Below are 16,289 nucleotides of genomic sequence, written 5' to 3'. Positions count from 1 at the left end.
CGGCCTTTTGCTTTTGGCAAGAAAGGATCGAACAATGATCGTGGTAATGAAGGCAGGCGCAGCAAAAAAGGACAAGGACGAGGTATTGAAGAGGATCAAGGAACTGGGGTACAAGCCGCATGTCATCCATGGCACGACGCGCGACGTTATCGGCGCCATCGGCGATGAGCGGGGCAAGTTGGTGCTGCAGCAGCTGGAATCGATGCATGGCGTAGAGAGTGTGGTGCCGATTCTCCAGCCGTACAAGCTTGCTTCCAGCGAAGTAAAGAAAGAGCGGAGCGTCATCAGGATCAGCGACACCGTTGCCATCGGCGGCCCGGAAGTAATCATCATGGCCGGCCCCTGTTCGGTAGAGAGCGAGGAGCAGATCATTGAGAGCGCCAAGGCCGTAAAGGCCGCCGGCGCCCATATCCTCCGCGGCGGCGCCTTCAAGCCCCGGACATCGCCCTATTCTTTCCAGGGTCTTGAGGAAGAAGGTTTGAAGCTGCTGGCAAAGGCACGAGACCTGACCGGACTCCCTTTTGTCACGGAAGTGATCAATCCGGAAACCGTCGAACTGGTAGCTGAATACTCGGATATTCTGCAGATCGGCGCCCGTAACTCCCAGAACTTCGCCCTGCTCAAAAAGGTCGGCCAGATCAACAAGCCGATCCTCCTCAAGCGTGGCATGGCCATGACCATCCAGGAATTCCTGATGAGCGCCGAGTACATCATGGCTGAAGGGAACCAGTCCGTTATCCTCTGCGAGCGCGGCATCCGCACCTTTGAAACCGCCACCCGCAACACCCTTGACCTGTCCGCCATCCCGGTGCTGAAGACCAAGACCCACCTGCCGGTTGTAGCTGACCCGTCCCACGGCACCGGCAACTACCACTATGTCGGGCCGATGTCGCTGGCAGCAATTGCCGGAGGTGCCGACGGTCTGATCATCGAGGTCCATCCCGACCCGGAACGCGCCTCATCCGACGGCCCGCAGTCGCTGAAACCCAAGAAGTTCGCCCGGTTGATGGAGCAGATGAGGAAAGTGGCCGAGGCAGTAGAGAGATCCCTATAAGAACATAGGGAAAACCCTACATCCAGTTAATATTATTGACACATTTGCAATATTGAATAAAATACGGCTAATTTCTTATTAGCCAAACTCCGGGTGACCGGAGGACGGAAAGCCACGGGACTTCTCTTTGAGGACAAGTCAGCCGGGTTGCCGGTGCACTCTACGTTAGAGAGCAACCAGCGGCCCGGCTTTTTTATTGATATTAGGACTGCGGCAATTATGTTCAATGGGGGGGGATATGAAAAGCCTGAGGGTTAAATTCCTAGTTATTTTTGCGTTGTTCTTTTCTATGCAGGTTACAGGTACGGTAAAAGCCCTCGCATCAGGCATGCCGGTCCAGTTTGACGGCCCCTTTAATTACTCTGGTGTAAGCTCGGCATCTTCTATAGTATCTGCGGATTTCAACGGTGATGGGAATTATGATCTTGCAGTGTCTGGATACAGCTACATTTATATTCTTTTAGGGAATAGCGATGGCAGTTTTCGAACTCCCGTAGGCTACTCTGTTGATAGTCCCTATGCGACCGTTAGCTCCGGGGATTTCAACGGTGACGGTAAACCTGACTTGGCCATTACTAATTCAAGCACAAATACGGTCTCTATCCTGATAAACAATGGCTATGGATCATTTTCCCCTAAAGGTGACTATTATTCAGGGGGAGATGTCCCGTCATACATGACAACCGGCGACTTCAATGGCGATGGCAAAGTTGACCTGGCGGTTATGAATTATGGCAAGACTATTCAATGTTTAACCCCTCCTTGCCCTCAGCCAACAACCGTCATCAATGTCTCCGTGTTGCTTGGAAACGGTAATGGCACATTCCAATCGGCTATCCCGACATCGTTTGTAGATAGACCAAGCGCCCTTGACGTAGCCGATGTTAACGGCGATGGCAGGCTTGATCTCGCAATAGCTATTGGAAAAACAATTTACCTGCTGAATGGTCTCGGTAACGGATCATTCCAATCTCCGGTTTCAATCGGGTCTTCTGCTTCGACAATTGATGAGTTACATGTGGCTGATCTCAACAAGGACGGGGTCCAGGATATTGTCAGCATAAGCGGAGGCGATATCGCATCAATACGACTAGGAAGTGGTAGCGGGGAATTCCTGGAACCTTTTAATCATCAAATTGGGAAGTATCTGCTAATCCGTGATCTTGATGGTGATGGGATTCTCGATATAACCGGGGTAGGGAATTACGATGTCAAAGTTTCCCTTGGCAAGGGCGATGGCACTTTTTACCCCGCGGAAAGGTACGTTGGTACGGGAAGATACAGTAAAATAGTGGCTGGAGACTTTGATCATAATGGTCGTCCAGACTTGGCTATTGCAAATTTTGGGAACAATTCGGTTTCGGTATTCCTTAACAAAGGATCAAAGATGGTGACCCCATCTTCTGCCTCGTTCTATTGGGTGGATCTGCTCACCACATCCGCGCCGAGCTACTTTACCATAGCCAACTCGATCGGGACCCCTCTCTACGTTTCATCCATTAACGTCTCAGGCACCGATAGCGCCATGTTTACCGTGACAACCGGCGGGGCGACTCCCTGCCAGGGCGGCTCTTTCACTCTGGCACAGGGGGAGAGCTGCACAATCCAGGCGACTTTCACCCCGGCGAGTTACAACAACAAATACGCCTCACTGGTCATTGCATCGGATCACCCGGTTACCCCGACGGTTTCCATTCCACTCACCGGGTTCGCTACTCCCCCGCCGTCCTCCACCATAACAAGCCCCCAAACCGGATTTGTTACGCGGGATAATTATCTGATAGTAAACGGCACGGCATCGCCATCGTCAGGCGGCGACCCTGTCACCCAGATTGAAGTGTCCTCCGATGGCGGCACGACTTGGAGCGTTGCGTCAGGGACAACAAACTGGACCGGCAATATTTTATTCCACTTGCCTTATGATGGGGTATACAACATAAAAAGCCGCGCAAGGGCCGGCACAGATGTTGAGACCCCAAAAAGCGGGATAACTGTAACCGTTGACAAAACCCCGCCGACCGGAAGTCTGGTGTTCTGGTATGGAGAATGGAGTCTGAACGCATCCTCGACGACACCTGGAGTTTTCTGCCCTGAAGTGTGTCCGTCTGTTTGCGGAGCCTTGGATATGTCTCTCGATGGCGGCACAACATGGCAGCCGGCAACCCTTCATCCCGGGACTTCCGGACCAATTTTCATCCGCGACAAGGCCGGCAACTTCGCGTATGTTCCCGCCGGCAGTTATGCAAACTCTTATGGAGGGCCAGTACAGGTGGCCCGATCCACCACACTGTACTACAGCCTGATCCAGCATGCCTACGATGCAGCGCTCGATGGCGACCTCATCAAGATTGCATCCGGATCAACGGAAAACCTGGTCCTTGCTCGCAGCACAAGTCTGACCATCCGTGGCGGCTACAATAGCGGCTTTAGCGCGATGACAGGTACCACACCGATCACCGGCAATATGACTTTGCAAGCAGGTTCGAGCTTAATTGAAAACATTGAACTACGTGGGACGATATCAATAGAAGGTGGAGACGCAACTCTAAGCAACGTGTCGATCCTGTGACCCTACAGCAGGGTTTCACCCTTACTTTAACATTTTCACAATCAACCAGCATCGCCCGACCTGGAGCACCTGGTCGGGCGATTTCATTTAAGCAACCAGGGGATGTCTTTCTACATCAGCTTCAGCGCCCAGTACTCCTCGAGCGTGTCCATGTCCAGTAGGATTCCCAGGTCATCGGTCTGGCGGAGATTGACCAACTCCTGGCGGAGCTGCAGCAGGTCGCGCCTCACGACTTTTTCAATGCCTTGAGAACCGTCTTGGGGGCAAGTGGCAACTCCCTGAAGCGAACACCGGTGGCAGCAAAAACGGCATTGGCAACCGCGGGGGCAATCGGCGGCACTCCCGGCTCCCCGATTCCGCCCGGCTTTTCCTGCCCTTTTACCAGGTGGACTTCGATCTTGGGCGCCTCATTCATCCTGAGCAGATCGTAATTGCTGAAATTGCCGGAAACAACCCCACCCTTGGCGATCTCGACCCGTTCATTGAGGGCCGCGGAAAGGCCGAAACAGACCGCCCCTTCGATCTGGGACTTGACGATGTCGGGGTTGACTACCTGGCCGCAATCCACTGCGCACACCACCCTGCTGACCTTGATCACGCCACTCTTGCGATCCACCTCAACCTCGGCAACCATGGCCACATTGGTGTCAAACGAGCGGTGGAAGGCAAAACCACGCCCTTTACCGGCGGCAAGCGGCTTGCCCCACCCGGCCTTCATTGAAGCAGTCTTGACTACAGCGTAGGCGTTGGGGTTCCCGCCCAGGTGGGCCAGCCGGAATTCAACCGGGTCGCTGCCAGCCAAGCGCGCCAGTTCGTCCATCATGGTTTCCACGACAAAGGCGTTGTGCGAACTCCCCACCGACCGCCAGAAACCGACCGGCACCGGGGTGTCGATCCGGACATAGTTGACGTCGAGGTTCGGCACTTCATAGTCGAGATTGGCAACCCCTTCCACGGCTGCCTGGTCCACGCCGAATTTCATGGTGTCCGGGAATACCCGGGCAAAGATCGAAGGGCAAACTACTTTGTGCTCCCAGCCGGAGATCTTACCTTGGGCGTCCAGTGACGCAGCGACCCGGGAGAGGTTCATTGGCCGGTAAAAATCGTTACGGAAATCATCCTCCCTGGTCCAGATCACCTTGACCGGTTTACCCGTGACCTTGGCAAGGTGCAGCGCCTCTTCGACGACATCGGTCTCAAACCGCCTGCCAAAGCCACCTCCCAGGTAGGTGGTGTTGACAAAAACCTTATCTGCAGGCAGACCGGAGATCTTCTCGGCCAGAGCCTTGACGCCGGTCTGGTTCTGGGTGGGAGCCCACACCTCGCACCTGCTGGCGGTGATATGGGCGGTACAGTTCATCGGTTCCATGGTGGCGTGGGCCAGGTAAGGGAGACTGAAGGTCGCCTCCAGCTTTTTGGCAGCGGAGCTCATCGCTGTAGCCGTATTTCCGATCTCCTTGGCCTTAATGCCCGGCTCGTTCAGCGCCTTGGCAAACCTGGCGTAAAGAGACGCATTATCGAGGGTCCGGTCGCCCCCTTCCCACGTTGCCTTAAGGGAATCAACCCCTTTCCTTGCCGCCGGGAAACTGTCGGCGCAGACGGCAACCCCTTTCTGGAGACTGATTACATGACGCACCCCCTTGATTTTCAGGGCAGCGCCTTTATTGAACGAAGCAGGACTGGCACCGATAAGCGGTGAGTGGGCAACTGCGGCAATCAGCATCCCCGGAACCTTCACATCCAGGCCGAAGATCGCAGCACCAGAAACCTTTTCCGGGACATCGAGCCGCGGAATTGCCTTGCCGATCAGCCGGAATTCCTGGGGCGATTTCAGTTTTGGCTTTGCCGGCGGCTCTATCCCGGCAACCAGAGAGGTCAGCTGGCCGAACGACAGGCTTTTCAGTTTCCGCTTGTGGCGGACCAGGCCGTTGGCAGCAACACATTCGTCTGCAGCAACCTTCCATTCCCTGGCTGCGGCGGCGATCAGCATTTCGCGGGCTGCGGCACCGGCAAGCCGCAGCGGTTCATAGAGATGCCGGATGCTGGTGCTGCCGCCGGTGGCCTGGGTGCCCCAGACCGGATCGCGAAACTTATCGTCAGCCGGGGCAAAGACAAATTTGATGCTTTCCCAGTTGGCTTCCAGTTCGTCGGCCACCAGCATCGGCAGCGAGGTGGAAACCCCCTGCCCCATCTCAGACTTGGCAACCAAAACGGTTACAGTTTCATTCGGCGCAATGGTCAGCCAGACGGATGGGTTAAAATCACCAGCTGCCGCGTCTGCTGCCGAGAACACTCTGAAACCGAGCGGGGTCATGGTTACTGCCACGGCAATACCGGTTCCGGTAAGGGTGTGCTGAAGAAATTCACGTCGGCTCATTTTCGGGCTCATGGCTTCTTCCCCTTTCCGGCAGCACGGTTGATAGCGATCTTGACCCGCTGATAGGTACCGCACCGGCAGAGGCAGCCGCTCATGGCACTGTCGATCTCGCTTTCGGTCGGTTTTGGATGCTCGTTGAGCAGCGCGGCGGCCTGCATTATCTGGCCGGGCTGACAGTAACCGCACTGCGGCACCTGCTCGGCAATCCAGGCAAGCTTCAACGGATGGCTTTCCGGCAAGCCCTCGATGGTAACGACCTTCTTCCCCTTGACCGCGCTGACCGGGGTCACGCACGACCGGCGCGCCTTGCCGTCCACCAGCACGGTACACGCCCCGCACATCCCCTCTCCGCAGCCAAACTTGGTCCCGGTGAGCCCCAGTTGTTCCCGCAGCACCCACAAAAGCTTGCTGTCAGGAGCAGCATCAACCTGGTACTTCTTGCCATTAACAGTAAGTGAAATCATTCGCGCCCTCCTAGCATCTCTCTGCCTGAAAGGGAGTATACCACGACCGGTTTCTGCCGCAACGGATAGTTGCACACCGAGGGTTATCGGCTAAAATTGCCGGGGGAGGTGTAAATATGAAATATTTCATTACATTGTTAGTCGCTTTACTCATGACCGTCAGCAGCATAACCGCCTTTGCCCGAAGCGCCTACCAGACCGACAGCGAGGCATCCTCAAATGCCGCCAAGGCGGCATTTGAGGAGATCCTCGACCTGTGGCGCGCCGACCGTTATGACGACCTGTACGACCGGACCCAGCACGGCGGCAAGACCGCCAAAGAGGACTTTGCCAGGAAGCTGGGCAATGCCACCTTCAAACCGGCCTGCTGCTGGCAGAAGATGCAGGACGTCTCGGTTCATGTCGAGAATGACGATATCGCGGTGGTCAGGGCCAAGGTGGGACTGGAAGGTGATGGCGAGATCCAGTACAAGACCCGCACGTACCGGATGGTCAGAGAAGGTGATGTCTGGCGCATTTCCCAGAGCGATCTCTTTTCCCTGGCCGGGGCCAAAGCAAAGAAGAAGGTCTACAAGAAACATCGATGACCTGGCGCTGCCGGGCCAGGCTGCGCAAGAAAGGATGATTCATCATGATGAAAGCAGTGTTGATATTCCTGATCCTGGGCGTCTGCGGTACCGGTCTGACCGGCGCAGCCGAGGCATTTGAAAAAGATGTTGTAAAGACAACGGCGGGAGATCTGGAAATTACCTTCATCGGTCACGGTTCGCTTATGTTCAAGTTCGGCAACAAGGTCATCCATGTCGATCCTTATAGCAAACTGGCCGATTATGCAAAGCTGCCCAAAGCTGACCTGATCTTTCTTACTCACGAACATCAGGACCATCTCGACCCGGTGGCTCTACAGCAGCTGACTACCGCAAAAACAACGGTGGTGCTCACTGAAAAATTCGCTGAAAAGGTGCCGGGCGGCATTATCATGAGGAATGGCGACACCAGGGATGTTGGGGGGATTGCCGTCGAGGCCGTGCCGGCCTATAACATCATGCACAAGCGGGACACCGGCCAGCCGTTTCACCCCAAGGGGACCGGCAACGGGTACGTGCTGACATTTGCCGACAAGCGGCTTTATATTGCCGGAGACACGGAGAATATTCCGGAGATGGGTCTGCTGAAACGCATCGACATTGCCTTCCTGCCGATGAATCTGCCCTATACCATGACCCCGGAAATGGTCGCGGATGCGGCCAGATCCTTCAAGCCGAAAGTGCTCTATCCCTACCATTACGGGGAGGCGGACCCGGCCCGGCTTGTCGCCTTGCTCAAGGGAAATCCCGAGATTGAGGTGCGGATCCGCCGGATGAAGTGATTCAACCTGATGGAATAAACCGGAGAGCCCATTTGCAAGACTTTGCCAGTATATACAGAGAATTCCAGCCGAAGATCTTTCGTTATCTGGGTAATCTGGTCAATGAGTCGGAAGCCCCGGACCTGACCCAGGCAGTTTTTCTCAAGGTGAGCAAATCCCTGGAAAGTTTCCGGGGTGAGGCCTCTCTTGCCACCTGGATCTACCGCATCGCCACGAACACGGCCAATGACCATGCCTCTTCATCTTTGGCACAACAAAAGCGTTCCGAGCAGTTGCTCGACGAGGATGCGTCGCTTGACGATTTTCCCGATCTGGGTACGACAGGAACCGATGGGGAGTACATCCGGCGAGAGATGAATGCCTGCATACGCGGCGTTGTCGACCAATTGCCCGAAGGCTACCGCACCGTGTTGCTCCTCAGCGATTTCGAGGAACTGACGAACCCCGAGATTGCCACCATCCTCAATATCAGCATCGACACCGTCAAGATCAGGCTCCACCGCGGCCGCACCGAGTTACGGAAGGCCATGGAATCCCAGTGCAGCCTCTACCACGACGAACGCAACGAACTCATGTGCGATCGAAAGCCGAAATAATTCCCGCAGAGTGTATCCTTTTCAGATCGCTTCCCGTCTATGGAATTACAGGCAGTGAATTTCATCGATGGAGGACGTATGAACAAGACAGATTGTTGTGGATCAGGAACGACAGAGGGCAACGACGGTTATGAGGTGGCACGCATAGCAAAGGCCGTTGGCAACTGCAAGCTTTGTGAAGGCTATGCAGAACGGCAGCATAGCAAAGCGGTGGCTGTCATGAGTTGTGAAGGTGGGTGCCTGCGGGGAGAGATATCCCGACAGGCGGCAAATATCCTCTGTCACACCTTGGCCCCTGAGAAAACCGTGCGCATCTGCCTGGGCGGGGCGTTTACCAAGGATACCGGGCAACGGGGCCTTGTGCGCAATGCGCAACGGCTTCTGGCGTTGGAGGGGTGCCCGGTTGACTGTGCATCGCGCATGATGGCCGGGGTGATTGACGGTCTTGCACCGGAGATTATCCGGACCAACCGGCTCTGTGATTTTGACCAGAAACTGTTCGGCATCGACGAAATGCCAGCGGAAGAGATCCAGGCACTGGCCCGCATCGTTGCCCAGAAGATAGCGGCTGACCTGTAACCCCATCAGCAGTGATGAGTTAATCAAGATTGTTGACGCCATCACGCAGTTCCGCTAGTCTGACCGGATGCAAAGATCAGCACAAAACAAAACAGAACTCCTTGCCCCGGCAGGATCGCTGGAAGCCTTTTTCGCCGCCATGGAAAAGGGGGCGGATGCGGTCTATGCCGGGCTCAAGGAGTTTTCTGCGCGGGCCAAGGCCAAGAATTTCTCCCTGCACCAGATGGAACGGATGCTGGCCTATGCCCATGCCAACGGGCGCAAGGTCTACGTTACCCTCAACACCCTGGTCAAGGAGCGCGAACTGCCCCAACTGGTCGAAACCCTCTCCGCCCTTGAAGGGATGGGAGCAGACGCGGTCATCGTCCAGGATATGGCCGTTGCCCGGCTAGCCCGCAAGTTCTTCCCCAGCCTGCCGGTCCATGCCTCGACCCAGATGACTGTCCACAACACTCCAGGGGTGCAGCAACTTGCGGCTTTGGGGTTTGAGCGGGTAGTGCTCGCCCGGGAACTGCACCTGGACGAAATTGGCAATATTGTCCGCAACTCGCCGATCGGCATCGAGTGCTTTATTCACGGTGCGCTCTGCTTCTCTTTTTCCGGTCAGTGTTATTTTTCCTCCTTTCTCGGTGGTCACAGCGGCAATCGGGGCCGCTGCGCCCAGCCGTGCCGACGCCAGTACAAGTACCGGGGCAAGGAAGGGTACTATTTTTCCACCAACGATTTTTCCAGCATCGACCTGATACCGCAACTGGTGGAGGCCGGGGTCTGTTCGTTCAAGATCGAAGGACGGATGAAGTCCGCTGAATATGTGGCCTGCGTTGTCGAGGCGTACCGGCTGACGCTGGATGCCACGCCCAAGCAGTGGCCGGATGCGCTTGCCGCAGCAAAAGAGATCCTCAAACGCTCCTTTGGCAGGGTGCCGACCAAAGGGTTTCTCGCCTCGCATCAGCCAACCGACATCGCCACCCCTTCGCTGCGGGGGGCAACCGGCCGCTTCCTGGGAGAAATAGCATCGATCCGCGGCGACCGGCTTTCGTTCACCACCAAAGATCGTCTCCACGTCGGTGACCGGATTCGGATCCAGCCTAAAAGCGACATGGCCGGCAAGGCATTTACCATCAAAGAGCTGTTTGTCGCCAATCGTCCGACGAAACTGGCGAACGCAGGCACCCAGGTCGTTGTACCGTCACCCTTCCCCGGCAGCATCGGCGATGCCGTGTTCAAGGTCTCTTCAGAAACCGCCTTTACCATGAGCGAAGCGGCCTGTGCAAAACGGCTGGAGTCGGCGGGGAAGCCGAAACTGCCCTGCGACCTGCAGACCTCTTTCAATGAAGGGGTCCTCAGGATCGAAGCGACCTGCGGCGGCATCTCATCCAGTGCGGAGTTTCCGCTCGGCGTGCTGGAGCCATCCCGCACCGCTGAGATGCAGGAAGTGCTCTCGGCCCAGTTCAGCCGCACCGGCGATACCCCTTTCATACTCCGCTCCCTGGCCGCACCGGAGTTCCCGGCGCTGATGATTCCCCCGGCAAAGCTCAAGGAGATCAGGCGCAGCTTCTACCTGCAACTGGCCGAGAGCACGATTCCGGCCCTGAAGCGGGAGCGCGCCTCCCGCAACCGCGAGGCACTGGCATCGTTGGCAGGAACCAGAGGAACGATGCGCGGCCCGACATCACTGACCGTTCGGATCGAGCATCTCCGTGATATCCAGCTGCTCAATGCGGAAGGGGTTGCGTCCTTGAGCCTGCCGGTATCGAAGGCGAATCTGCACGAACTGCACCTCGCCGCCAAGCGGCTGAAGGGGAAAGAGGGGCGGATCTCCTGGCGCTTGCCGTTCATCATCTTCGACCGCGACCTCCCCTGGTATCGCGAGGCGCTGGCAGCCCTTGCGCAATGCGGTTTCCGACGCTTCGAAGCCGCGAATATCTCGCACTTTCAACTTCTGGAAGAGATCGACGCCGAAATTACCACCGATTACCGACTCTTTTCCCTCAACAGCCAGGCGATTCTCTCCTGGGAGGAGCTGGGAGCCAACCGCTGCACGCTTTACATCGAGGACGACCTGGAAAACCTCGGCGATCTGCTTGCCGCTGACCTTGACATCGAGCGGCGGATCATGATCTACGGCAGCCTGCCGGCCATCACCTCCAAGATCGCCATCAAAGGGGTCAAGAGCGACATGCCGGTCCAGTCAGACCGGGGTGACAGCTATCGGGTCACGCAAAAGGACGGCCTGACAGTGATCACGCCGACCACGCCGTTCTCTTTTACCGCTTTCCGGGAAAAGCTCGAATCATTGGGCTGCTCTTCCTTTATTGCCGATCTCGGCCAGCTGGCGCCCAACGAGCGGCTGCGGGTACTTGACGCCTGGAGTTCGGGTCGCGAACTCCCCGGCTCATCGCCATTCAATTTCACCATGGGGCTGGTTTGATCAGATGAGAAAAGGACACGATCCGGACAGACCTTTGGTGTGGTCATCGGAAACCGGGCGCATCTGCCCGAAATGTGGCAAAGGCATGGCCTCCTGCATCTGCAGGAAAGGGGGCCAGACACCGGCGGGTGACGGCATCGCCAGGGTGCGCCGGGAAACCAAGGGACGCGGTGGCAAGACAGTAACAGTGGTCACCGGGGTAGCAGTGAAAGGCGAGGAGCTGAAAACGCTGGCCGGCGACCTTAAAAAGCGCTGCGGCAGCGGCGGTACCCTGAAAGACGGCGTTATCGAGATCCAGGGAGACCATTGCGATCTGGTCGTTGCTGAACTCACCAACCGGGGGTTCAAGGTGAAGCGAGCCGGAGGGTAAATGCTCATCCTGAAAAAGATCATTGCTTCCTTTCTGCTGCCGCCCGGTTTTTTGGTACTGCTGCTTTTTGCCGTGGCGATCAACTGCTGGCGCAAGCGCAGCCGGGGTAAGGCATTTGCGATATTCCTGATCGGGGCAACGCTCTGGATGCTCTCCATCGGACCGACCGCGGCAAAACTCATGTCCGCGCTGGAGCAGGGGCTGACCATACCTGGCAAATTACAGGGTGATGTGATTTTGCTGCTTGGCGGCGGTATCCACCAGGACGTTGCCGACCTCACTGGTAAAGGCACGCCAACGAACGACATGGCAGGAAGAATTATCACGGCGGTCCGGGCGCAAAAAATGCTGCAGGTGCCGATCGTCATCTCCGGCGGTGCGGTCTTTTCCGGCAGGTCGCCTGAAGCGCCGGTCATCCGCAGGATACTGGTCGATCTAGGCGTGCCGGCACAACAGGTGATCGAAGAAGCCAAAAGCCGCGACACTATGGAGAATGCCAGATATTGCCGCGAGATCATCGATGCGCGTGGCTTCCACAGGCCGATCCTGGTCACATCCGCCTACCATATGAAGCGTTCGCTGGCGGCTTTCCGTACAGCAGGAGTCAAACCGCTACCGCTGCCGGCCCAGTTTTCATCAGGCAGCGGGCAAGCATCGATCTGGGCCGACTTTCTCCCTTCAGCAGGCGCTTTTCATTGCTCTGCCACGGCATTGCGGGAACAACTCGGCCTGCTGTTCTACAAGCTGCAAAAATAACATCCCATAGCCATCAGGGAGTACCGGTGTCACTGATAACCCTTCGCGATATAACCCTTGCCTTCGGCGGTCCGCCGATTTTTGCCGGGATCAGCCTCCAGATCGAGCCAGGAGACCGGCTCTGCCTGCTCGGCCGCAACGGTACCGGCAAGTCAACCCTGTTGAAGCTGATCAATGGCGAGATCCCCCCCGAATCCGGTGATATCCACAAAAAGCAGGGGCTGAGGGTCGCCCTGGTTTCTCAGGAAGTGCCGAGAGAGGTAGCAGGTTCGGTGTTCGACGTAGTCGCTTCCGGCATCGGCAATACCACCGCCCTGCTGGCTGAGTACCACCGGGTTGCCCACGAGCTTGCCGTTAAAGGGAGTGCGGAACTGCTGGAAGAACTTACCGAACTGCAACACGAGCTGGAGAGCTGCGGCGGCTGGCAGCTGCACCAGGAGGTTGAGCGGATCCTTAACCGGCTTTCCCTGGAGGCTGATGCCGAGTTTTCGTCCCTGTCCGGCGGCACCAAGCGACGGGTCCTGCTTGCGCAGGCACTGGTCGCAGCCCCTGATATCCTGCTGCTGGACGAGCCGACCAACCATCTCGACATAGATACTATCCTCTGGCTGGAGGATTTTCTGGTCAAAAGCGCAATGGCGATCCTCTTTGTCACCCATGACCGGGCCTTTGCCCGCAGGCTTGCCAACCGCGTGGCCGAGATCGACCGCGGCAGGATTTACTCCTTTGACTGCGGTTACGATCAGTTCGTGGAACGGCGTGAGGCGCTGCTTGAAGCAGAAGTGACCCGCCAGGCACTGTTCGACAAAAAGCTGGCCCAGGAAGAGGCCTGGATCCGCCAGGGGATCAAGGCACGCCGCACCAGGAACGAAGGGCGGGTACGAGCGCTCAAAGGGCTGCGTGAGGAACGACGCCAGCGAAGGGAGCGCATCGGCACCGCCAAGATCCAGCTCCAGGATGCGGACCGTTCCGGTGCCATGGTTGCCGAACTGGAGGAGGTCTCTTTCTCCTTCGGCGAAACGCCCATTGTCAGAGGCTTCTCGACCAGCATCATGCGCGGCGACAAGATCGGCATCATCGGGCCGAACGGCTCGGGCAAAACCACCCTGCTCCGGCTGCTTCTCGGTGACCTGCAACCGGACAGCGGCACCATCAAGCTCGGCACCCGGCGGGAGGTGCTCTATTTCGACCAGCTGCGGGAGCAACTCGACCTCGACAAGACGGTCCAGGAAAACGTGGGGGAGGGAAACGACACCATAACCGTCAACGGACGGCAGCGGCATGTCATCGGCTACCTACAGGACTTCCTCTTTACCCCGGAACGCGCCCGGACCCCGGTCAGGATCCTGTCAGGCGGAGAGCGGAACCGCCTGCTGCTGGCAAAGCTCTTTACCAAGCCGTCCAATCTCCTGGTCATGGACGAACCGACCAACGACCTTGACGCTGAAACTCTGGACCTGCTGGAAGAGCTATTGATGGAATACTCCGGTACCTTGCTGCTGGTAAGCCATGATCGGGAATTTCTCAACAATGTGGTGGCAGGAACAATTGTGCTGACAGGCAACGGTGAGGTTCGGGAGTTTGTCGGCGGCTATGACGATTGGCTTAGGCAGGCGACTACCGAAACCAGTCAGGCCATTGTGGCGGCAAAACCGGTGCAGACAAAAGTGAAGCCCCAGCAGGAGCGTCCCCGGAAACTGACCTTCAAGGAAGAACGGGAACTTGAGGCGTTGCCGGAACTGATAGCCTCTCTGGAACAGGAGCAGGAGGCACTCCACAGCAGGCTTTCCGATCCGGAATTTTACAAGAGCGCCGGCGGCGAGGTGGTTGCCATCAATTCCAGGCTGGCCGAGATTGAGGCGGAGCTTGAAAAACTGCTGGTCCGCTGGGAAGAACTCGAAGCGGTGAAAGGATAAAGCTAATGCTGCGGCAACTGGATCTTGCTGATGGCATTTGATCTGTTTACCGGCACGCTCAGGTCCACAGGGGACATCATAAAACCGACACTATCGAAATAGAACAGGGCGTCCTGCAGTATTTGCTGAAAACTGTGTTCATCTTTCGGCTGGCTGCGGGGGGTATACAAGACAGCCTGATTGCTTTCCAGCATCTCCCAGAGCAGAAATATCTCCGGATTACCATTGCGATTGACTGCGCAGATATAGCCGCCGCTTTTTTGGGTTTTGAACCCATCCAGAGCCGTCTGAACCTTATTTGACGACTCATACAACGCCACCAGATCTTCCGGGGCAGCACAGGGGACAATTGTCAGCTGGCTGTCGAGCATGAATTCCGTCACAGCATGCCCGGTGTCTTCCGGCACCTGAAACGGTGAAGGCTCCGTGGGATCTGACGCAAGGGATTCCAGCACAGGCGGCTTGCCCTGATCATCCTTTTCTTCACCAGCAAACGGTTCCGGCATCAGATCATCAATAACAGGGGGCTCGACAGCGATAGTGGTTGAGGCCTCTGTAAAAACCGGCGCCTCATTCGCCGCAGCAAACGCTTCGATCATCTGGCACCCGGTTTCCAGGGCAGCCTGCTCTTCGATGAGCTTCCGCAACTCTCCCCGCAAGCCGGCCAGTTCACGAACATGTACTCTTTTCCTCAGCACCAGCTCTTTTTTCAGGGTCAGCACTTCTGCCTTGGCCTTTTCCTCAGACATATGCAGTTCAGCTAGCTGCGTCTCAAGCTCTTTCTTAAGCCGCCGATTCTCCAACTCCAGCGAATCTACCTTCTCCAGTAATTCCTTGCGCTCTCCCCGTGCCGAGTTAAGGGCTGCTGTGGCAACCCGTTCTATCTGGTCCTTCTCCTGGCTGAGCAGTTGCAGTTCATTTTCAGCATCTGCCTTGAGTCCTTTTTCAATGGCAAGTAACCGCTCAAACTCCAGCTTGGTTTCGTCATTTTTTGCCTGGGCATCAACAAGCCTTGCATCAAGCTCCGGCATCTGCTTTTTCAGAGCGTCCAATTCCCCGGACAAGGTATCACGCTCTTTTTCCAAATCCTGAATCTGGTCTGAATAACGAAGCTCGGCTGCAATCAATGTATTGTTTGCCTGTATCAACTGCTCGGCCGCGATTGCCGCTTCAAGCTCCCTTGCCGACAGTAATGATCGGACATCTTGCAGCTCTGCGCTAAGCTGTTTGACTGCCTGATCGGTCTCAGACCCGGCAACTGCTGGCTGGACAACCGGTGGCACGACAATTGGCTCCGGTTGAATTACCTGCCTGGCAGGGGGAGGAGATTCATGCCCCTTCTTTTTGGCTTCGGCATGGGCATATGATTTTGGAGCCTTGAATATCTTGATTGCACCCCAGATGACCTGGCGCATTGCCGTGCTGTAGTTGAGATTGACTTGCTCCATGGCAAAACCGAGGTCAGTCAGATACTTTCGCGCGGCATCGAGGCAATCCTGGTACTCATTGTTGCCGCACGGCTGAGCTTTTGGTGTGTAGATGCGGGTGGTTTTTCGGGAGATTTCCCAGAATGCCAAGTAAACCTTCAGCGAACTGTTTTCTTTTTCTGAGCAGATATATGCTTCGACCGCGCTTTCTGCGATCTGCGCATCAGCAGGCACTGCCGGCTTGGATGACTGGAACAGTTCATAGAGTGATGGTTCTTTTACGGCCAGAAAATTAAGTGAGGGTTCAAATATGAATTCCATACATATCTCCTGTTTTGATGCCACCCGAAAATACCCAAAAATAAAAAAAACCGCGCACCG

At 56.4% G+C, this 16,289-nt stretch carries 13 protein-coding genes and 1 riboswitch; of the genes, 10 read left to right on the top strand and 3 right to left on the bottom strand.

From position 1 onward, the window contains the following. Positions 1-34 precede the first annotated feature (34 nt). Together aroF and KI809_RS13630 are read left to right on the top strand one after the other, a co-directional pair. Positions 35-1,054: a 3-deoxy-7-phosphoheptulonate synthase gene (aroF, locus tag KI809_RS13635; RefSeq protein WP_214172117.1), complete on the top strand. Its 1,020-nt coding sequence runs from the start codon at positions 35-37 to the stop codon at positions 1,052-1,054. Between the two features lie 71 nt (positions 1,055-1,125). Beyond that, positions 1,126-1,209: riboswitch (cyclic di-GMP riboswitch) on the top strand. A gap of 83 nt (positions 1,210-1,292) precedes the next feature. Further along, the gene (locus tag KI809_RS13630) at positions 1,293-3,623 is read left to right on the top strand and encodes an FG-GAP-like repeat-containing protein (RefSeq protein ID WP_214172116.1); all 2,331 of its coding nucleotides are present in this window, start codon (positions 1,293-1,295) and stop codon (positions 3,621-3,623) included. 226 nt (positions 3,624-3,849) lie between these two features. Here KI809_RS13630 and KI809_RS13625 read toward each other — a convergent pair whose 3' ends face one another. Together KI809_RS13625 and KI809_RS13620 are read right to left on the bottom strand one after the other, a co-directional pair. Then, complete coding sequence (locus KI809_RS13625; protein ID WP_246559409.1) at positions 3,850-6,012, bottom strand: xanthine dehydrogenase family protein molybdopterin-binding subunit; 2,163 nt, start codon at positions 6,010-6,012, stop codon at positions 3,850-3,852. After that, complete coding sequence (locus tag KI809_RS13620; protein WP_214172114.1) at positions 6,009-6,464, bottom strand: (2Fe-2S)-binding protein; 456 nt, start codon at positions 6,462-6,464, stop codon at positions 6,009-6,011. Before KI809_RS13620 ends, KI809_RS13625 begins: the two co-directional genes overlap by 4 nt. 116 nt (positions 6,465-6,580) lie before the next feature. Between KI809_RS13620 and KI809_RS13615 the strand changes: the two genes are divergently transcribed. From KI809_RS13615 to KI809_RS13580, 8 genes are all read left to right on the top strand, one after another. Beyond that, positions 6,581-7,051 carry a hypothetical protein gene (locus KI809_RS13615; protein ID WP_214172113.1) on the top strand — a complete coding sequence of 157 codons (471 nt, stop codon included), beginning with the start codon at positions 6,581-6,583 and terminating at the stop codon, positions 7,049-7,051. Between the two features lie 44 nt (positions 7,052-7,095). Next, on the top strand, positions 7,096-7,833 hold the full coding sequence (locus KI809_RS13610) for an MBL fold metallo-hydrolase (protein ID WP_246559408.1): 738 nt from the start codon (positions 7,096-7,098) through the stop codon (positions 7,831-7,833). Between the two features lie 32 nt (positions 7,834-7,865). Next, a complete protein-coding gene (locus KI809_RS13605) occupies positions 7,866-8,429 on the top strand; it encodes a sigma-70 family RNA polymerase sigma factor (RefSeq protein WP_214172112.1) in 564 nt (187 codons plus the stop codon). 78 nt (positions 8,430-8,507) lie between these two features. Continuing rightward, complete coding sequence (locus KI809_RS13600; protein WP_214172111.1) at positions 8,508-9,008, top strand: putative zinc-binding protein; 501 nt, start codon at positions 8,508-8,510, stop codon at positions 9,006-9,008. 67 nt (positions 9,009-9,075) lie between these two features. Further along, a complete protein-coding gene (locus KI809_RS13595; protein ID WP_214172110.1) occupies positions 9,076-11,439 on the top strand; it encodes a U32 family peptidase in 2,364 nt (787 codons plus the stop codon). 4 nt (positions 11,440-11,443) lie between these two features. Beyond that, positions 11,444-11,809, top strand: coding sequence for a translation initiation factor Sui1 (locus KI809_RS13590; RefSeq protein WP_214172109.1), 366 nt, complete (start codon positions 11,444-11,446; stop codon positions 11,807-11,809). Continuing rightward, positions 11,810-12,565: a YdcF family protein gene (locus tag KI809_RS13585; protein ID WP_214172108.1), complete on the top strand. Its 756-nt coding sequence runs from the start codon at positions 11,810-11,812 to the stop codon at positions 12,563-12,565. A gap of 26 nt (positions 12,566-12,591) precedes the next feature. Then, entirely contained in the window at positions 12,592-14,481 is a 1,890-nt protein-coding gene (locus KI809_RS13580; RefSeq protein WP_214172107.1) for an ATP-binding cassette domain-containing protein, read from the top strand. A gap of 2 nt (positions 14,482-14,483) precedes the next feature. Here the strand turns inward: KI809_RS13580 and KI809_RS13575 are convergent, their stop codons facing one another. Then, a complete protein-coding gene (locus KI809_RS13575; RefSeq protein ID WP_214172106.1) occupies positions 14,484-16,229 on the bottom strand; it encodes a coiled-coil domain-containing protein in 1,746 nt (581 codons plus the stop codon). Positions 16,230-16,289: the final 60 nt, after the last annotated feature.

It is taken from the genome of Geoanaerobacter pelophilus (assembly GCF_018476885.1).
In the GTDB taxonomy this organism is placed as follows: Bacteria; Desulfobacterota; Desulfuromonadia; order Geobacterales; family DSM-12255; genus Geoanaerobacter; species Geoanaerobacter pelophilus.
This window is presented reverse-complemented; position numbering and strand designations above follow the sequence as displayed.